We start from the raw sequence: 17,364 nt of genomic DNA on the forward strand, positions 1-17,364 counted from the left end.
TGCCGCGGTCAGGGAAAAGGCCCCGCGCGAGCGTAGAACAATCGATTGAGATGAGCTAAGGAACGGAGAAGCGGCGCAAGAACGGTGAGACTGGTTTGCGTGACCCCCGACAGGCGCGACCCGGCCGTGATCCATGGATAAAGACCGGACCGCCGAACGCGCGACCCACGCGCCGTCCTTGCCCGCCCAATCCGCACAGCTCACATTACGCGGAAAAAACACCGCAACGAAAATCGAAAATAATTCAAAAATATTCGTTGCTTTAACCGTCGTGAAAGAAATCGATTTAAAAATCGATTAACGCGTAATGGACCTGAAAAAACGCTTGCGGCAGCGTCTTGATACCCATCTTTACCGATGCGGCCGCGTGCGTGCTGCACTTCTTACGCATGAGCGCCGCCGGCCAGCGCCACCTCGATGCAAGCATAAAAATTCATCTGGAATGAATCACGAAACACCCTGTTGCAATCTGATTCACTTATCCATTTCATTCCCGTTTTTTCATCAATTTATTTTCCCTAGAATCGAATGCACTTCCGTTACGACGCGAAGCGACCGTGCCGGTTCGTCCGGCTGTTCGTCCGAAACCTCGCCCGGTCCTTCGCGCGGCCCATCCGCTTCACACCATGGACGGTTCATGACAGCTAGCGCATTGCCCTCAGCGCCTTCCCACTCACGCCGCATCGTGCAGCTCGACGGCTTGCGCGCGATCGCCGTGCTCGCGGTGTTCGCGCAGCACGCACTGAAAGCGCCGCTGTGGATGGGCGTCGATCTGTTTTTCGTCCTGAGCGGCTTTTTGATTACGGGCATCCTGCTCGAACGCAAAGCGCGCCAGCAGTCGTATTTCGGCTATTTCTACGCACGCCGGGCGCGCCGCATCCTGCCGCCGTATCTATTGCTGATGGTGGTGTCGTCGATTCTGTTCGGGTTCGGCTGGGCCCAGCACTGGCAGTGGTACGCGTTTTTCGCGACCAATATCGGCGACGCGCTCAATCAGAGCGGTCACGACAGCCTGAATGTGCTGTGGTCGCTGGCCGTCGAAGAGCAGTTCTATATTTTCTGGCCGTTCGTGATTCTGCTCGTGCCCGAGCGCGTGCTCGGCTACGTGGCAGCCGCGCTGATTGTCGCGGTGCCGGTGCTGCGCGCCGTCGCCACGCCCTGGTTCGACTCGTTCTGGCCGATCTACTATCTGACGCCGTTCCGCATGGACCTGCTCGCGGCCGGCGCGCTGCTCGCGGTCGCCGTGCGGCGCGATCGCCATGCGCTGGAACCGTTCAAAGGGCTGGCCGTGCTCGGCTTGTTCGCCGCGCTGGCCGTGCTCGCGTGGCTGCATCTGCATTACCCGCGTTTTCGCGCGGCGAATACGCCGCTCTCGAATGCGGGGCTCTACAGCATTTCCCTGGTGCTTTGTACTTCCGTCGTGGTCATCGCCCTGCAAAGCAAGGGCATCGTCAAACGGCTGCTGTGCAATCCCGTGCTGGTCTACATCGGCACCATCAGCTACACGATTTACCTGATTCACCTGAGCGTGCTGTACACGCTGTGGCCGCTGCATCTGAACCGTTTTCTGACCGCGGCGCTGGCGCTCGCGATCACCCTCGCCTACGCCAGCATCACGTGGTTCGCGTTCGAACGGCGTTTGATCTTCGGCTCGGCGGGCAACGCTCATGCGCCGGCCGGCGCCGCGGGTGTCACGGGGGCCGCGTCGCAAGCGCCGCAAAGCCGCGCATGAGGCGCCGCACGTGGCTCGCCGCGAGCGTATGGGCCGCCGCCTCGGCCGTGGTTGCGCTCGCACTCGACGCGCATGCCGGCAGCGCCGGCGCAGCACAAAAGCCGCAAACGCCGCAAGCGCAGGTGCTGATCGAAGCCTACGGCGATTCGACCACGCTCGGCATTTCATGCAGCGGCGGCCACTGCGGACCGCAGGTGCAAAACGCCGTGATGTATCTGCAGGATGCGTTGCAGGCCACGCACGGCGAGCGGGTGCAGGTCACGAACTATGGCGTGGGCGGCACGATGGCCACCCAGCTGCGCGACGGCACGCAGCGCGGCCGCATCGACCGCACCGCGGGCTTGCCGTGGCAGGAACGGCTCGCGGCCTCGCGCGCGCAGATTGTGCTGATCAACTACGGCATCAACGAAGTGATGCGGAACCAGACGCCCGAGCAGTTCTACGAGGCCGAAACGACGCTCGTGAAAACCGCCCGTGCGCTCGGCAAGCAGCCGGTTTTGCAGACGTCGAATCCGATGCCCGACAACCGGCTCAATGCGCGGCTCGCCGCGATGGTCGCAATGACACGCCGGGTTGCCGCCGAACAGCAGGTGCCGCTCGTCGACCAGTTCGCCTACATCAGCGGCCTGCCCGACTGGAAGATGCTGATGTCCGACGGCGCGCATCCGAAGCCGGACTTGTACCGGCTCAAGGCCGAGCAGGATTTTCGTGTCGTCGATCCGCTGGTGCGACGGCTGCTGGACGGCGCCTCCTGAAGCGTTTTTTCAAGTGCGTTTCCGGGTTTGCTTCCCGAGCTCCGCTGTTCAAACGTGCTTCTGAAATGCGCTTCTGAATGTGCCGATGAAATGCGCCGTTGCGGCGCGGATGCTTCTTCTCTTTCTCTTTTACCAATATCGAAGGCAAGCTATGAGCCAACCACGCAAAGCGATCATCACCGGCGTATCCGGACAGGACGGCGCCTACCTGACCAAACTGCTGCTCGACAAGGGCTACCACGTGACCGGCACCTACCGGCGCACCAGTTCCGTTAATTTCTGGCGCATTCGCGAGCTCGGCGTGATCGATCATCCGAATCTGCGTCTGGTCGAACACGATCTGACCGATCTGGGCTCGACGCTACGCCTGCTCGAAGGCGCGCAAGCCGACGAGTTGTACAACCTCGCTGCGCAGAGCTTTGTGGGCGTCTCGTTCGACCAGCCGGTGACGACCGCTGAAGTGACCGGTATCGGCGCGCTGAATCTGCTCGAAGGCATCCGCATCCTGAATCCGAAGACCCGTTACTACCAGGCGTCGACCTCGGAGATGTTCGGCCTCGTGCAAGCGGTGCCGCAACGCGAGGACACGCCGTTCTATCCGCGCAGCCCGTACGGCGTCGCCAAGCTGTTCGCGCACTGGACGACCATCAACTATCGCGAGTCGTACAACCTGTTTGCGAGCAGCGGGATTCTGTTCAATCACGAATCGCCGCTGCGTGGCCGCGAATTCGTCACCCGTAAGATCACTGACACCGTCGCGAAGATCAAGCTCGGCAAGCAGGACACGCTGGAACTCGGCAACCTGAGCGCGAAGCGCGACTGGGGCTTCGCGCTCGAATACGTGGAAGGCATGTGGCGCATGCTGCAGGCCGACGAGCCCGATACCTTCGTGCTCGCCACCAACCGCACCGAGACGGTACGCGACTTCGTGCGCATGGCGTTCGCCGCCGCTGACTATCAGATCGAATGGTCGGGCAAGGACGAGCGCGAAGTCGGCATCGACGTCGCGACCGGCAAGACGCTGGTGCGCGTGAACCCGAAGTTCTACCGGCCGGCGGAAGTCGATCTGCTGATCGGCTGCGCCGACAAGGCCCGCGACAAGCTCGGCTGGAAGCCGGAGACCACGCTCGAACAGTTGTGCAACATGATGGTTCATGCGGATCTCGGCCGCAATCTGCATCACGAGACGTTTTAAGCGGGACGGCGGTCGCGCGAGCGGCCGCTGGACACCCACCGCCGACATTTCACCCGATGCAAAAGCAGACGAGGCCTGATCGCAATGATTCAGGCCTCGTCTGCTTTTACGCGATCAAGCGGCGTTAGTTTTTGCCGCTTGCCGGAGTGAATGCGGCGAGACATGCGCCGCGTTCACTCTGAGCGTCAGCGCGTTCAGTGCACCCCGCCCGCCGCAATCGCCTCGCTATACACCGACGCCACACGCCTCGCGATGACCGAATTGTCGAAGTTATCGCGCGCGTAGCGACGGCAAGCATCCGCATCCGGCAACTTGAGTGAGCCGTTCAACGCACCCGCCAGGCCCTCCGCAATCGCCTGAGCGCCGGTTGCCGGCAGCACCAGATTCGGCGACAAGCCCGCCACCGCTTCCGGCAAGCCGCCCACCGGCGTCACCAGCACGGGCGTGCCCGAGGCCAGCGATTCGACCGTGATCAGGCCGAAACCTTCGAGCGCGACCGTCGGCACCACGCTGATATTCGCCGCACGATACAGCGCCGCCAGATGCTGATCCGGCACGAAGCCCAGCAGCTTGACGTTGTTCTCGAGGCCCGCTTCGGTGATACGCGCCTGCAACTCGCCCTCGAGCCGCCCTTTGCCCGCGATCAGCAGCAGCACGTCGGGTTCGCGGCGCTTGAGCAGCTTCACCGCGTCGATCAGATCCTCGAGGCCCATGCGGCGCACCAGCCGCCGCACCGCCAGCACGATCGGCCGGTCTTGTGGCAATTGCAGCTTCAGGCGCGCCTCGGCCGGGCTAATCGGCAGATTGAACTGCTCGACGTCCACGCAGCCCGGCACCACACGCACGCGCTCCGGCGAGATGCGGTAGCGCGAAGTCAGAATCTTGCCGAAGGCTTCGGACAACACGATTAGCCGCGACGAGCGCGCATACACCGATTGCTCCAGATAACGCTTGGCGCGCTGGCCGAGCGAATCGGCGCCTTCCACGTGGCTCTCGTCGGCCCACGGACCCTGGAAATGCGACACCTGCGGAATCCCGCGCGTCACGTCGAGGCCCGGGAAGGTGTACAGCGCGAAGTGCGACGAAATCACGTCCGGACGCGCGGTGCTGATCTCGTGGCGCAGCGCGCGGCGTGCCGCCATCAGCCGCAACGGCAGCGATTGCGCGGCCGGGCCGAAGCCGTTGATCGCGCCGCCGGTGTCCGCGGCGACCTTGGCCGAGCCTGCCACTACGCCGCGCACCGCGACGCCCGCGCCCGGCAGCGCGCCGACCAGCGAGTAGTACATGCGGTCGAGGCCGCCCGCGCGCTCGGGAAACCAGTGCATCCCGATCTGCAGCGATTTGATTGAGCTCGTCGTCATGGTTGTTGCCCCTGTGCGTTCTGAGAGTTGTGATGCGTTGCGCGATGGGTTGAGTGGCAGGTTCCGCGATGAATTGCGAGACATCCGCTGCTTCATTTCGCGCTCTTCTGGCCGGCCAGCGTGTTCAGCGTCAGCGCGTCGGTCTTGGCGACCACTGCGGCTTCGGCTTCGCTGCGCCGGCGATCCTTCTGCTGCCCTTCCAGTTGGCGGTACAGCGCGATGTACTGCGCGGCCATCCGCGCCCAGCCGAAGCCGGTAGCGAGTTCGTTGGCGGCGACGCCCATCGCGCGGCGCGCGTCGTCGTTCGCGGCCAGCCGCGCGACCGCGCCGGCCAGCGCCTTGGGATCGTCCGGGTCTTCCAGCACGATGCCGCATTCCGGCGTGATGATTTCCGCGCCGCCCGCCGTGCGCGCCGTGACCACCGGCAGACCCGCCGCCATCGCTTCGAGCAGCGACAGGCTCATCGCCTCATAGCGCGACGGAAACACGAACGCGTCGACCGAGTGCATCAGCACCGGCATGTCCTTCACCAGGCCGAGAAAATGCACCCGATGCGCAATGCCGAGCGCCTTCGCCTGCTCCGGATAAGGGCTCCCCGGCAGGAACCCGGCCACCGCGATCTGCACGTGCTCGGGCAGATGCTTGAGCGCCGCCAGCACCGTGCCGAGGTTCTTGCGCGGCGTGCGCAGATCGCCGACGAACAGCAGCAGGAACGCGTCGGCCGGCAGGCCGAAGCGCGCGCGATCGCCCTGCGCCGCGGCGAAGCCTTGCGTATCGACGCCGTTGTAGATCACATCGACCCGATTGTCAGGCGTGAGGCCGATCGCGCGGATTTCGTCGGCGACCTTTTGCGACACCGCCGTGATCACCTTCGAGCGCCGGTAAGCCCAGCGCTCGAGCAACGCGTTGCAGCGCGTATAGACCGACTGATACGCGGACCACACGCCCTTGGTCAGCCCGAACGGGTAGTACTTGCTGCCGAACCAGCCGCTATGCACGAAGTGCGAGGTGTTGACGTCGGCCGGCATCCACGTGATGAAGCCGTTCACGTGCAGCACGTCGTATTCGCTTCGATGCGCGCGCAGCCACATCGCGCTTTTGAACGCGAACACCTGCTGGCGCAGCAGATTGGTCGGCCACCAGCGGCCGATTTTCACCGGCACCCAGCGGACATTCGGATGGGCGAGCAGATCCGGCGCGACGTGCGACGCAACCAGCGTCACGCCGATGTTCTCGTCGAGGGCGGCGCGCGCGATCTCGTGGTTGACGCGCCCCTGGCCGTCGTTATGGCGCACGACGTGCGTGACAATGGCGACTCTCAATCAGTGCCTCCGTGGAGAAATAGCGTGCGTCCGCGGTGCATCTTTTCGTAATGCACCGCGGAAAGGATCGAAAAAACACTCATGAAAAGCAGCAGCCCACCCGTGCCGACCAGCGAATTGGTGAACACCAGCATCGCGAAGGTCGCGAGGCTGAGGCTCAGGCACGCTGAAACGTATTTGTCGTTGCGCAGCTTGAACGACGCGAGCACCGCGCGCACCACCAGCCAGACGATGCCGGACATGTACAGCAGCGTGCCGGGCCAGCCGAGCACGAACGGAATGTTCATCACGCCGCTGTCGAAGTTGCCGTACTGGCCGAGCTGGCCGCCGTCGTTCGAGAGCTTGGTCGAGGTGCCGGTCGCGCCCATCCCTTCGCCGGAGACGTCAGTGAACGCGGTCTTCGCGAAGGTCGCGTAGAACTCGTTACGCGCGGCGTAGCTCTGGTCGTCGCTGAGGTTGACGATGGTGTTCAGGCGCGCCTGCATCCGCTCGGCCACCGGGCCGACCGCCAGCAGCGGCACGCACAGGCCGGCCAGCAAGATCGCACTCGCGACGATCCGCACCCGCACCTTGTTGTTCGATTTGACGAGCTGGATCAGCAGCGCGATCACCCAGCCACCCCACGTCGAGCGCACGAGGCTCAGCGCGAACGCGAAAAAGCCCAGCGCCGCCGCGATCCAGCGCACCCGGTGCGTGGCCGCCATCACGTAGACCATCGCGCCCATCATCGCGAAGGCGAACGGCCCCGACGAGTTCATCGTGCTGAACACGCGCACGCCCATCGGCACCGGATCGCCTTGCGAGTTCATCTGCGAGCCGAGCATCCACAGCGCGTCCCACTGCGGCATGATGAAGAACTGGATCAGCCCGTAGCCGCCCATCACCAGCATGCCCCAGATGAACGTATTGACGATGGTGGTGCGGTACTGCGGGTATTGGCGCGTGTGCGCCATGATGTGAAAGCCGATCAGGATCGGATAGAGCCAGTTCGCGAGGTCATAGGTCGCGGCGAGCGGCCCGCTCGACATCACGCCGACCATGAACGCGTAGGCCAGCCCCATCAGGATCAGCAGCACCGGCAGCCCGCGCCGCTGCGCGAGCAGCCTGTAGTAGCGCAATAGCGAGAGCGCGCTGATCATCGTCACCGCGAGCGGCGCGACCTGAATCAGGCTGGTGGGCGTGAACGAGCCTTTGGACCAGTCGGCGAGGCGCCGCACTTCCGGGCTCAGGAACCACAGCCACCACATGAAACCGATGTAGCGCGCCGGGCTTTTGAAGTAGAGCCACAAGCCCGTCAGGATCGCGAGCACCGGAAACGCGAGCGTGAGCACCGTGCCCTGATGCGCGACGATCAGCACCGCCGTGATCAGCCACAGTAACGCCGGCGGCAGCCATTCCTGCGGACCGCCGGACAGGAAACGTCCCGCGCCGCTCTCGCCGGCTCGCGTAATCGTCGACATCGTTTAGAGGCCTCCGCGTGATTCGCGCGGGTTGGGACGCTGCCCTTGCCCCACCGCAGGAGCCCGCGCCGCGCTTCGGGCGCGCAGCATCTCCTGGGTGATGCGCACGTGCTGCATCGCGTAGTGCTGCGTCGTCAGGTCGCGCGACAGCAAACCGGCCGCCGCCGCCTGCGCCTGATGCAACGCATCAGCCGGCGACGCAGCGAGCTGGTCGACCGCTTCGCGCAGCGCCTGCGGGTCGAACGGCGGCACATAAGCCGCTTCGCCAGCGGGGAAATAATCCTCTAACGTGCCGACCCTGGTGACCACCATCGGCTTGCCGAGCGCCGCCGCCTCGAGCATCACGGTGATGCCCGAGGCGTGCGTATTCGGCCGCAGCGGCACGACGATCACGTCGGCCCAGTCGTAGAGTTCGCGCTGCTTCCTGATGCCCGAGAACAACGCGATCTCGACGTTGGCCGCGCTCAGCGACGCGGGAATCCGGCGACGTGTCGCGAGCTTCACGGTGTAGCGGGCGTCGTTGCCGAACGCCCTGATGAGGGTTTCCCAATCGCGGTCGCGATCGTTGCCGATCGCGGCGATGCGAAGCGGCGTGTGCGGTGTCCATTCGGTCGGCGCCTGCACCGGGAAGTCCTGGGTATTCAGGCCGTAGTAGACATGCTTTGCGTCGCGGTTGAAATAGCGCTGGCACAGCTCGGCGTTTTCGCTGGCGAGCGTGGTCAGCTGATCGGCACGGGCAAGCAGCTTGCGATACAACCAGTTGCGCAGCATCCCGTAGCCAGGCCATTTATCGAGCAGCCACACGCTTTGCGCGAGCAACAACGGTCCGCCATCGGCGCCCGCCTTGCGGCCGCTCAGCAGCAGCATCAGCGCGGCCGACAGGTGTTCCTGCTCGGTATGCGTCCAGATCACGTCCGAGCGCAGCATCTCGGCGCGGTTGCGCCACGTATGGATGAAATCGAAACCGAGCGCCGCCTTCAGCGCGCGGCGCAGCAGCCGCACCGGCTTGCTTTCGCGCGCGTCCTGCGAATAGGTCAGCGCGAATGCGTCGGATTCGGCGTGGTGATAGCCATACAGACAACCAATGTTGTCGCCCGGTCGATAAAAGCGCGGGTCGGCGCCGTAAAACAGATGAACGTGAACTTTCGTACTCATGCAGACACTCCGCTCTGCCGGTGGAAAGGAGCACCGGCGGCCATGAAGCGAGGCAGGCGCCGATGCACGAACGTATAGGTCGCGCGGGGGGACGCGCGGTAGATCACGAAGATCAGGACAGCGCGCGCCGCGCCTCATGCGCGCCGGTGCGCACCGCGCGCCAGCGCGACAGCTTCAGGCCCGCCTGCTTCGAGAGCAGCGCGAGCGCGGCGTGCGTGAGCCCCGGATAGACCCGCGTGCCGACCAGCGTCCACCACCACCAGGCGGTTTCACGGCGCAGCGGCGGCAGTTGGTCGCGCAGGATCAGATGAAAGTTGAAGGCGGCATTGCGCAAGGCCGCCATGGTTTGCGCATCGCGCCGGTCGTCGTCGAAACGTTCGGCCGGGAAATGATCGACCGCCACGCGCGGGTCGTACATCAGCTTCCAGCCGGCATTCTTCACGCTCAGGCTGAAGGCCATGTCGTTGTGGACTTGCGCGCCCGCGCCGCGCAGGCGCGCATCGAAACGGATGGTGCGGACCGCGACGCTGCGGTAGCTCATATTGGCGCCCTTCAGGATGTCGACTTCACGCGCGCCGCCCACCCCGAGGTGATGATTGCCGATGATCTTGCCGTGCGCGGTGACCTTGCCGACCAGCGGCTGCTCGCCGTCCAGCACCCGGCCTTTTTCGTGCACCCAGTCGCGCCCGCCCAGGGCGCCCAGCCGCGCATCGCTCTCGAACGCAGCCGCGATCCGTTCGACCCAGTCGAGGTGCGGCGCGGCGTCGTCGTCGGTGATCGCGATCACGTCGCCGTTGGCCGCGTCGAGCCCGCGATTCAAGGCCGCGACCTGGCCGGGCACGTCGACCAGCGCCACCGAAAGCGGCAGCGTGCCCGGCACCGCCGGATCGCGCAGGCACGCGTGGGTCGCCTCGTCGTCGGCGCGCGCGACCACCACGACCTCGTCCGGCGCGCGCGACTGCCGTTGCAGCGCCCCGAGGCAGCGCGCGAGATCGGCCGGGCGGCGGAAAGTCGGAACCAGTACCGTCACTTTCATCGTGATGTCCTTTTTTCGTAGTTGCGCTGCGCAGTTGCACTGAATGCGGAGCACAGGGATCGCCCTGGCGCCTCTTCAGGTACTCAGGTATTCCTGGACCGCCGCATAGCTGCGGTCGTAGCCGCCGCGCGAGCGTGCCGGCATACCGTTGAAGATGCCGCCCTGCACGTGCACGCCGGCCGCCCGCAGGCGCTTTAGCGCGTCGGCGATCTCGCCTTCGTTGTGCACGCCCGAGCGCATCACGAAGAAGGTCGAACCGGCATACGCGCCCATGATCGACGCATCGGTCACGGCCAGCACCGGCGGCGTGTCGATCAGGATCACGTCGTAGCGTTTGGCGAGGCCGTCGAGGTATTGCGGCAGACGCGGCGACATCAGCAGCTCCGACGGATTCGGCGGACGGCGGCCGCACGAAATGAAGCTCAGGTTCTCGATGTTCGAGCTGCGGATCGCCTCTTCGAGCGAGATCTGTCCGCTCAGCAGTTCCGACAGGCCGTTCTCCTGCGCGCCGCCCAGATAGCGTTCGAGCACGCCGCGCCGCAGATCGCCGTCGATCATCAGCACGCGCTTGCCCGAATGCGCGAGCAGCACCGCCAGATTGACCGTCAGGAAGCTCTTGCCGACGCCGGCCATCGGGCCGGTCAGCATGACGATGCGGTTCTTCGCGTCCATCATCGTGAACTGCATCGAGGTGCGCAGACTGCGCAGGCTTTCGACCGTGAAGTCCTTGGGCCGCGCATCGGCCAGCACCGAACGCAGGCGTTCGCCGCCGCGTTCGAAGCGGTTTTCGAGCAACGCCTGTTCGGCGCTGAGCGGCACGAGACCGAACACCGGCAGATGGAACGCGCGTTCGATGTGCTCGGGGTCGTCGATGCCCTTGAACATATTGCGGCGCAGGAACACGAAACCCGTGCCGGCGATCAGCCCGAGAATCACCGCCGCCGACAGGATTAGCGCCTTCTTCGGCTTGACCGGCACGCCCGGGCGCAGCGCGGCGTCGACGATATGCACGTTGCCGCCGGTGCCGGCCTTCTGCACCGACAACTCCTGCACACGGTTGAGCAGCAGCACGTAAATGTCCTCGGCCACCTTCGCATCGCGTTGCAGCTGCACGGCCTTCACCTCGGTAGCCGGCAGATCGCGGAAGCGGTCGGCGTATTTGGCGCGCTGCGCCTCCAGCTCGGCCATCTGCTGGCGCGCGGCCTTGAGCATCGGATGGTCGTCGCCGTAACGCTCGGTCAGCTGCGCCATTTGCAGACGCAAACCGGCGATCTGCTGCTCGTACTGCACGCTGCCTTCCAGGTACACCTTGGCTTCGTCGCTCGCGTTGATCGAGCCGGACTGGCGCTGATACGCGGTCAAGGCGGCTTCGGCGCGTTCGAGATCGCTCTTCAGACGCGGCTCTTCGCTCTTCAGGAAGTCGAGCATCTTGCTTGCGTCGACCTGCTTGTTCGACACGTGCTGACGCACATACGACTGCGCGAGCGCATTGGCCACTTCAGCGGCATGCTCCGGGCTCTTGTCTTCCAGCGAGATCTGGATCACGCCGGTCTGCTTGCCCTGTTCCTGCACGGTGATCGCCGACTGGAACGCGCTGATCGCGTCGAGGTCGTTGGCGCGCACCACCGTGAATTCCTCGCCCGGACGGGCCACCAGCTTGTTGACGAGGATCGTCACGCCGCCGCCCTGCGCCTGCTGGCCGACCTGGCCGCGCACCAGCAGCGAGCCGTTCTTTGCGTACAGTTCGTAGTGCTGGTCGTCCAGCACCTTCATCGTCAGCTTCTCGCCTTCGAGCGCGGGTACCACGTCGATCGCGTCGACGTCGGCTTCTTCACCGCCCCATGCATAGGACGAGAGACCCAGCCACGGCCGCGCCGGCTGGCCCGGCGTCGCCATGCGCGCGGCGATGCTGCCGAGCAGCGGGATGGTCTTCGGCGTGACGCTGAAGTTCAGCTTCAGTTGCTGCACCACCGGGCCGACCACGCCGCGGCTCTTGATGATTTCGATTTCGGCGTCGGTCGGCAGCGAGGTCGAGCCGGTGGTGATGGCCGCGCCGGTTTGCGTCTGCGTAAGCGCCTGCGACGTGTTGTCGGACTGCTCGACGCGCACGTGCGCGTCGGCCGAATAAATCGGCTTGGCGAGGAAACAGTACGCGCAGGCGATCGCGAAGATCGCCGCGGCGATGGCGATCAGCCACCAGATGTCGTCGAGGATCACCTGCACCAGTTGGCCGAGGACGATGTCCTCTTCTTCGGTCCTGGCCGGTGCGGCCATGTGTGGAGAGATTTGATTGCTCACAATTCGATCCCGTATCGGTTGCTTCGGCGTTAGCTTCGGTCCCGCGCCCTGTGAGAGCGGCGCGGGCCTGTCGACGGCTCAAACTATTAGCGCGTCAGCTGCTTCAGGTAGAACAGCGTCTGTACGCTCGGCAGGATCTGCTGCAACACACGGTTGAACGTGGTCGACGCGGCGGTACTGACATACACGACATCCATCGGCTGCAACTGGAACTGCGTCGACAGCATGATCGCGTCCGGCTGCGTCATGTCGAGGCGGTAGACGTCCGGCGTGGTCGGCTTCTCGCGCATGCCGCGCATCACGTAGATCTGGCGCGGATTGGCGTCGGTATCGAGGATGCCGCCCGCTTGCGTCAGCGCATCGGCGATCGACAGACGCCCCTTGAGCATCGGCATCTGCATCGGCGTCTTCACCTCGCCCATCACGAACACGCGGCTGGCGCTGCGATCCGGTATGTTGATCACGTCGCCGCCTTGCAGCATCACGTTCTGCGTGGTGTCGCCGCTATCGAGCATGCGGTTCGCGTCGAGCACGTAGAGCTGCTTGTTGCGCGTCAGACGCACACGCTGGATGTCGGCTTCGCCGGTCGTGCCGCCCGAGCGTGTGATCGCGTCGACCAGCGTGAGCGGCACGTCGCTGACGGCGAGCGGCCCCGGCGTCTTCACTTCGCCGGTCACCTGGATTTTCTGGCCGCGATAGGACAGCACGCGTACGTCGACCTGCGGGTTGCGGATATAGCGCACGAGGCCGGAGGCCAATTGATCGCGCACCTCGCCGACCGTCTTGCCCGCGGCCCGGATCCGCCCGACGAACGGGAAATAGATCGTGCCGTCGGCGGCAACCGTCTGGCCGTACGGATCGGCCTGGCCCGGCAACGCGGCCGTGTACGGCTGCTGCAACGCGCCGCCGAACGACTGCGTGGTGTTGCCGCCTGACGACAGCGTGCTGCCCTGCGGCGTAGTCAACTCAGGATGATCCCACACGGTGATGCCGATGATGTCCTGCGGCGAGAGCCGGTACACGTACTGCGACGGGTCGCTGACAGACGAGGTCGGCAACGCCTGCGGCGTGCTTGCGGCTTGCGCCTGCGCCTGCGCAGCTACGACGCTCGCATCGATCAGATGGACCGGATAGGTCTCCGCGGGTTGGTTCTGATGCTGCCCGTCGTCTTTCAGACGGGACGTGTCGAGGTAATTCCCCGGCGCCGTAGCGCAAGCCGACAGAAAGGACGTCAGCAAAAAAGTGGCGGCGAATTTCATGCGGAGATTCGCCGGTGAGTTCGCTTTGAGGTTCGCAGTGAGTTTCTTCATCAGCATATTTTCTTCAGCCATCCCATGACCAGGTGTTCGATGAGCACGAGACTCTCTCGATAAGCGGTTTCCGCGCCGCCGTGCGGATCGGCGACATCGGAATCGTGTTCCCACTTGCCGAGCGGATAGACCTTGCCGCGCGACGCCGGATCGAGCGCTTCGACTTCGCTCACCTGCGCGCGCTCGCTGACCAGCACCAGATCGGCGGAGCGCACGAGGCGCCGGTCGAGACGCCGCGAGTAATGGATCCCGGCGACGACGCCCTGCTCGTCGAGCAGACGCCGCATCACCGGATCCATGCCATGACCCGCCACGGCACGGATCCCCGCCGAATGAAACGCGATCGGCGCCGAGGACGTCCGCGAGGCCGCGCGCTGCCGTGCCTTGAACAGCATTTCGGCGGCAGGCGAACGGCACACGTTGGCGTGACAGACGATCAGAACGTTGGCGAACATAGGCGGGCTCCCTAACGTGGCCTGGTGGTTCAGCGGCGTGGTGATTTAGCTTCCAGCCGCAGCTGTAGCCGCAGCCGTCCCGGCGGTCACCGCCAGGCCGTTCGCGCCGACCCGTGCCGGCGCACTGCGCAGCGCGTGCTGACGGCCGATCGCGTGATACTCGATACCGAGTTCGAGCAGCGCGTCCGGTTCGTACAGATTGCGGCCGTCGAAAATCAGCGGCGTCTTCAGGATGTCCTTGAGCGCATCGAAGTCCGGGCTCTTGAAGACCTTCCATTCGGTGAGGATCACCAGCGCGTCGGCGCCCTCGGCCGCATCCATTTCTTCCTTCACGAACGACAGGCGCGCGTGCTGCTGCGGCACGTCCTTCAGATCGAGCGCGAAGACGCGCTTCGATTCGTCGATTGCCACCGGGTCGTAGGCCTTCACGCGCGCGCCACGGCGCAGCAGTTCCGCGATCAGCGGACGGCTCGGCGCTTCGCGCATGTCGTCGGTATTCGGCTTGAACGCGAGGCCCCACACGCCGAAAGTGCGGTCCGACAGGTCTTCACCCAGACGCGCGACGATCTTGTGCGCGAGGATCTTTTTCTGCGTATCGTTGACGGCTTCCACCGCTTCGAGAATGCGCAGGTTCGCCTTGTGGTCGGCAGCGGTGCGGATCAGCGCCTGCACGTCCTTCGGAAAGCACGAACCGCCATAGCCGCAACCGGCGTACAGGAAGTCGTAGCCGATCCGCGGATCGGAGCCGATGCCGCGGCGCACCGCTTCGATATCCGCGCCGACGCGGTCGGCAAGATTGGCGAGCTCGTTCATGTACGAGATGCGCGTGGCGAGCATCGCGTTGGCCGCGTACTTGGTGAATTCGGCCGAGCGCACGTCCATATACAGCGTGCGTTCGCGGTTGCGATTGAACGGCGCGTACAGGCGCTTCATCAATTCGCGCGCTTTCTCGCCCGGCACGTCTTCATCGCAGCCGAGCACGATGCGGTCGGGCCGCGTGAAGTCTTCAACGGCCGCGCCCTCTTTCAGGAATTCCGGGTTCGATACCACCGAGAACATATGCTGCGCGTTGCGCGCGGCCAGTTCCCCGGCGATCACGTCGCGCACGCGCGAGGCCGTGCCGACCGGCACCGTGGATTTGTCGACGATCACCTTGAAGCCCGTCATGTGGCGGCCGATGTTGCGCGCGGCGGCCAGCACGTATTGCAGGTCGGCGGAACCGTCTTCGTCGGACGGCGTGCCCACGGCGATGAACTGGATATCGCCGTGCGCGACCGCGGCTTCGATGTCGGTCGAGAACTTCAGGCGGCCGGCCTTACGATTGCGCGCGATGATCTCCTGCAGACCCGGTTCATGGATCGGCACGCCGCCGTTGTTGAGCACGTCGATCTTGCGCTGATCGACGTCGAGACAGAACACGTCGTGGCCAATGTCGGCCAGACATGCGCCCGTCACGAGGCCTACGTAGCCACTACCGATGATCGTCAGGTTCATGTATTACCTCGGATTGTGAGTTGATTCGGGAGAGCGGGCACGCGCTGCGTTGCGCCCCTGCTGCTCGATATGCGCTCAATAAGCGTTACTGCCCACAAAGCCCTTCCACAGCGTCAGCACGACGATCTTGATGTCGAGCCAGAAGGTCCAGTGCTGCATGTAGTACAGATCGAGCTTGACGCGGCCCATCATCTTTTCGATGCGGTCGGTTTCGCCGCGATAGCCGTTGATCTGCGCCCATCCGGTGATGCCCGGTTTGATCCGGTAGCGGTGCATGTAGCCCTTCACCAGATCCTTGTAGATGTCGTCGTGTTCGAGCGCATGCGGACGCGGGCCGACCACCGACATCTCGCCGCGCAGCACGTTGATGAATTGCGGCAATTCGTCGAGGCTGGTGCGCCGCAGGAACGCACCGACCGCGGTGATGCGCGGGTCGCGGCGCGTGGCCTGGGTGATCTTGCCGGACTCCTCCTTGTGCACTTTCATCGAGCGGAACTTGTAGATCTCGAACTGGTTGCCGTCGATGCCCTTCCTCTTCTGCCGGAAGAACACCGGACCGGGCGAGCTCAGCTTCACCATCACCGCGATCGCCAGCATCACCGGCGCCAGCGCGCTCAACGCGGCAAGCGCGAACAGCCGGTCGAAGATGCGCTTGGGCAGCACGCGCAGATCGGTGATCGGCGAGGCGGCCAGGTTGATCGCGGGCACGCCGAGCAGATCGACCATCGGCTGATTGAAGAGCGTGAGGCTGCGCACATCCGGAATGAAACGGATGTTCACGAAGTCGTTGCGCAAATCCATCACGAAGCGGTGAATCGCCTTTTCCTTCGAGATCGGCAGCGCCAGCCACAGTTCGCGAATCGCCCGCTGGCGTACCAGCTGGATCATCCGTGCGTAGTCGCGCTCGACCGGCACGCCGTCGATCGCGTCCGAGGCGTCCGGGTCCTCGTAGGGATTGATCGTGCCGTCTTCATCGAACACGACGACCGGGCTAAAGCCCGCTTCCGGACGGCTGCGCATCTGCTCGATCAGAAAGCGGCCGTACGGCGCGCCGCCGACGATCGCCACCGCGCGCTGATTGAAACCCTCGCGGCGCAGTCCCTTCAGGATCGAGTAGACGATCACCTTGTTGACGATCAGGAGCACGATGGTGGCCACCGCCCAATACACCAGCCACAAGCGCGACAGCAGGTCCGAACGATGCAGGCTGAAGCTGATCAGAATGCCGGTCACTTCCACCATCAGCCAACCGCCGGCCACGCGGCACAGCAGATCGTAGAGCGGCTTGCCGCGCCACGACTGATAGATGCCGAGCGCGGGGAAAAACACCACCACCAGCAGGCAGTCGAATGCGAGCGAAATGCTTTGCATGTCGTCCAGCCACACAAATTTCCCGCTGTGCACGGCCGTCGCGATCCAGGCGCCAAAGGCGACCATCGCAATGTCGATGATTCTCGATAGAACGCTCAGCATGCGCCGCACCTCAGTTCGTCAGTCAAGTGCCATCCGTCAGTTGGTTGAACTCCAGTACCCGGTTAAGCACATCAGCCCGGCGGCCCAGACGCACAACGCCGGTATTCGCGCTGCGCAACTGAATACGCGACGCGAAACTCATTGGCCTGTGCTATTGCCCAGCCGTTGTCCGCTCTAAAAAAATCTAAGTTGCCAACCAGGTGGCCGAGCCGGAAAACGCGTGTCGGAGTGAGTGAATACCCTTGTACAGGTATAGATAAAGCGGCATTAAAATTCGAACTGCAAGACAGCAAAAAATCTCAAAATGTATCGGTCAAA

Annotated in this window: 14 protein-coding genes; 4 read left to right on the plus strand and 10 right to left on the minus strand. The window is 64.3% G+C overall.

Annotation, left to right across the window (positions count from 1 at the left end):
• Nucleotides 1–133: 133 nt before the first annotated feature.
• From AC3WOG_RS11290 to gmd, 4 genes are all read left to right on the plus strand, one after another.
• On the plus strand, nucleotides 134–301 hold the full coding sequence (locus AC3WOG_RS11290) for a hypothetical protein (RefSeq protein ID WP_492578080.1): 168 nt from the start codon (nucleotides 134–136) through the stop codon (nucleotides 299–301).
• 336 nt (nucleotides 302–637) lie between these two features.
• Complete coding sequence (locus tag AC3WOG_RS11295) at nucleotides 638–1,732, plus strand: acyltransferase family protein (RefSeq protein WP_492578082.1); 1,095 nt, start codon at nucleotides 638–640, stop codon at nucleotides 1,730–1,732.
• Nucleotides 1,729–2,487: an SGNH/GDSL hydrolase family protein gene (locus AC3WOG_RS11300; RefSeq protein ID WP_492578084.1), complete on the plus strand. Its 759-nt coding sequence runs from the start codon at nucleotides 1,729–1,731 to the stop codon at nucleotides 2,485–2,487. Before AC3WOG_RS11295 ends, AC3WOG_RS11300 begins: the two co-directional genes overlap by 4 nt.
• A 151-nt stretch (nucleotides 2,488–2,638) precedes the next feature.
• Complete coding sequence (gene gmd / locus AC3WOG_RS11305; protein ID WP_492578086.1) at nucleotides 2,639–3,682, plus strand: GDP-mannose 4,6-dehydratase; 1,044 nt, start codon at nucleotides 2,639–2,641, stop codon at nucleotides 3,680–3,682.
• 194 nt (nucleotides 3,683–3,876) lie between these two features.
• On the opposite strand, the gene AC3WOG_RS11310 is transcribed toward gmd, so the two are convergent.
• From AC3WOG_RS11310 to AC3WOG_RS11355, 10 genes are all read right to left on the minus strand, one after another.
• Nucleotides 3,877–5,043: a glycosyltransferase family 4 protein gene (locus tag AC3WOG_RS11310; RefSeq protein WP_492578087.1), complete on the minus strand. Its 1,167-nt coding sequence runs from the start codon at nucleotides 5,041–5,043 to the stop codon at nucleotides 3,877–3,879.
• 92 nt (nucleotides 5,044–5,135) lie between these two features.
• Nucleotides 5,136–6,365, minus strand: a complete 1,230-nt coding sequence (locus AC3WOG_RS11315) for a glycosyltransferase family 4 protein (protein ID WP_492578088.1) — start codon at nucleotides 6,363–6,365, stop codon at nucleotides 5,136–5,138.
• Nucleotides 6,362–7,825, minus strand: coding sequence for a glucose-6-phosphate isomerase (locus tag AC3WOG_RS11320; protein ID WP_492578089.1), 1,464 nt, complete (start codon nucleotides 7,823–7,825; stop codon nucleotides 6,362–6,364). The genes AC3WOG_RS11315 and AC3WOG_RS11320 overlap by 4 nt, the downstream gene beginning before the upstream one ends.
• A 3-nt stretch (nucleotides 7,826–7,828) precedes the next feature.
• Nucleotides 7,829–8,980, minus strand: a complete 1,152-nt coding sequence (locus AC3WOG_RS11325) for a glycosyltransferase (protein ID WP_492578090.1) — start codon at nucleotides 8,978–8,980, stop codon at nucleotides 7,829–7,831.
• Nucleotides 8,981–9,092: 112 nt separating this feature from the next.
• Nucleotides 9,093–10,016 carry a glycosyltransferase family 2 protein gene (locus AC3WOG_RS11330; protein WP_492578091.1) on the minus strand — a complete coding sequence of 308 codons (924 nt, stop codon included), beginning with the start codon at nucleotides 10,014–10,016 and terminating at the stop codon, nucleotides 9,093–9,095.
• A 75-nt stretch (nucleotides 10,017–10,091) separates the two neighbouring features.
• Nucleotides 10,092–12,290: a polysaccharide biosynthesis tyrosine autokinase gene (locus AC3WOG_RS11335; RefSeq protein ID WP_492579779.1), complete on the minus strand. Its 2,199-nt coding sequence runs from the start codon at nucleotides 12,288–12,290 to the stop codon at nucleotides 10,092–10,094.
• A gap of 110 nt (nucleotides 12,291–12,400) precedes the next feature.
• Nucleotides 12,401–13,573: a polysaccharide biosynthesis/export family protein gene (locus tag AC3WOG_RS11340; protein ID WP_492579780.1), complete on the minus strand. Its 1,173-nt coding sequence runs from the start codon at nucleotides 13,571–13,573 to the stop codon at nucleotides 12,401–12,403.
• A gap of 50 nt (nucleotides 13,574–13,623) precedes the next feature.
• Nucleotides 13,624–14,079, minus strand: coding sequence for an arsenate reductase/protein-tyrosine-phosphatase family protein (locus AC3WOG_RS11345; RefSeq protein ID WP_492578092.1), 456 nt, complete (start codon nucleotides 14,077–14,079; stop codon nucleotides 13,624–13,626).
• Nucleotides 14,080–14,124: 45 nt separating this feature from the next.
• Nucleotides 14,125–15,573, minus strand: coding sequence for a UDP-glucose dehydrogenase family protein (locus AC3WOG_RS11350; RefSeq protein ID WP_492578093.1), 1,449 nt, complete (start codon nucleotides 15,571–15,573; stop codon nucleotides 14,125–14,127).
• 75 nt (nucleotides 15,574–15,648) lie between these two features.
• On the minus strand, nucleotides 15,649–17,046 hold the full coding sequence (locus AC3WOG_RS11355) for an undecaprenyl-phosphate glucose phosphotransferase (protein WP_492578094.1): 1,398 nt from the start codon (nucleotides 17,044–17,046) through the stop codon (nucleotides 15,649–15,651).
• Nucleotides 17,047–17,364: the final 318 nt, after the last annotated feature.

The sequence above is a fragment of the Paraburkholderia sp. FW306-02-B genome (assembly GCF_058782725.1).

Excerpts from the sequence above, each read along its gene's own strand:
- gmd (WP_492578086.1), top strand. The coding sequence starts at position 2,639 with ATGAGCCAACCACGCAAAGCGATCATCACCGGCGTATCCGGACAGGAC.
- AC3WOG_RS11350 (WP_492578093.1), bottom strand. The coding sequence starts at position 15,573 with ATGAACCTGACGATCATCGGTAGTGGCTACGTAGGCCTCGTGACGGGC.
- AC3WOG_RS11355 (WP_492578094.1), bottom strand. The coding sequence starts at position 17,046 with ATGCTGAGCGTTCTATCGAGAATCATCGACATTGCGATGGTCGCCTTT.
- AC3WOG_RS11295 (WP_492578082.1), top strand. The coding sequence starts at position 638 with ATGACAGCTAGCGCATTGCCCTCAGCGCCTTCCCACTCACGCCGCATC.
- AC3WOG_RS11290 (WP_492578080.1), top strand. The coding sequence starts at position 134 with ATGGATAAAGACCGGACCGCCGAACGCGCGACCCACGCGCCGTCCTTG.
- AC3WOG_RS11325 (WP_492578090.1), bottom strand. The coding sequence starts at position 8,980 with ATGAGTACGAAAGTTCACGTTCATCTGTTTTACGGCGCCGACCCGCGC.
- AC3WOG_RS11330 (WP_492578091.1), bottom strand. The coding sequence starts at position 10,016 with ATGAAAGTGACGGTACTGGTTCCGACTTTCCGCCGCCCGGCCGATCTC.
- AC3WOG_RS11345 (WP_492578092.1), bottom strand. The coding sequence starts at position 14,079 with ATGTTCGCCAACGTTCTGATCGTCTGTCACGCCAACGTGTGCCGTTCG.
- AC3WOG_RS11335 (WP_492579779.1), bottom strand. The coding sequence starts at position 12,290 with ATGGCCGCACCGGCCAGGACCGAAGAAGAGGACATCGTCCTCGGCCAA.
- AC3WOG_RS11340 (WP_492579780.1), bottom strand. The coding sequence starts at position 13,573 with ATGAAATTCGCCGCCACTTTTTTGCTGACGTCCTTTCTGTCGGCTTGC.
- AC3WOG_RS11320 (WP_492578089.1), bottom strand. The coding sequence starts at position 7,825 with ATGTCGACGATTACGCGAGCCGGCGAGAGCGGCGCGGGACGTTTCCTG.
- AC3WOG_RS11300 (WP_492578084.1), top strand. The coding sequence starts at position 1,729 with ATGAGGCGCCGCACGTGGCTCGCCGCGAGCGTATGGGCCGCCGCCTCG.
- AC3WOG_RS11310 (WP_492578087.1), bottom strand. The coding sequence starts at position 5,043 with ATGACGACGAGCTCAATCAAATCGCTGCAGATCGGGATGCACTGGTTT.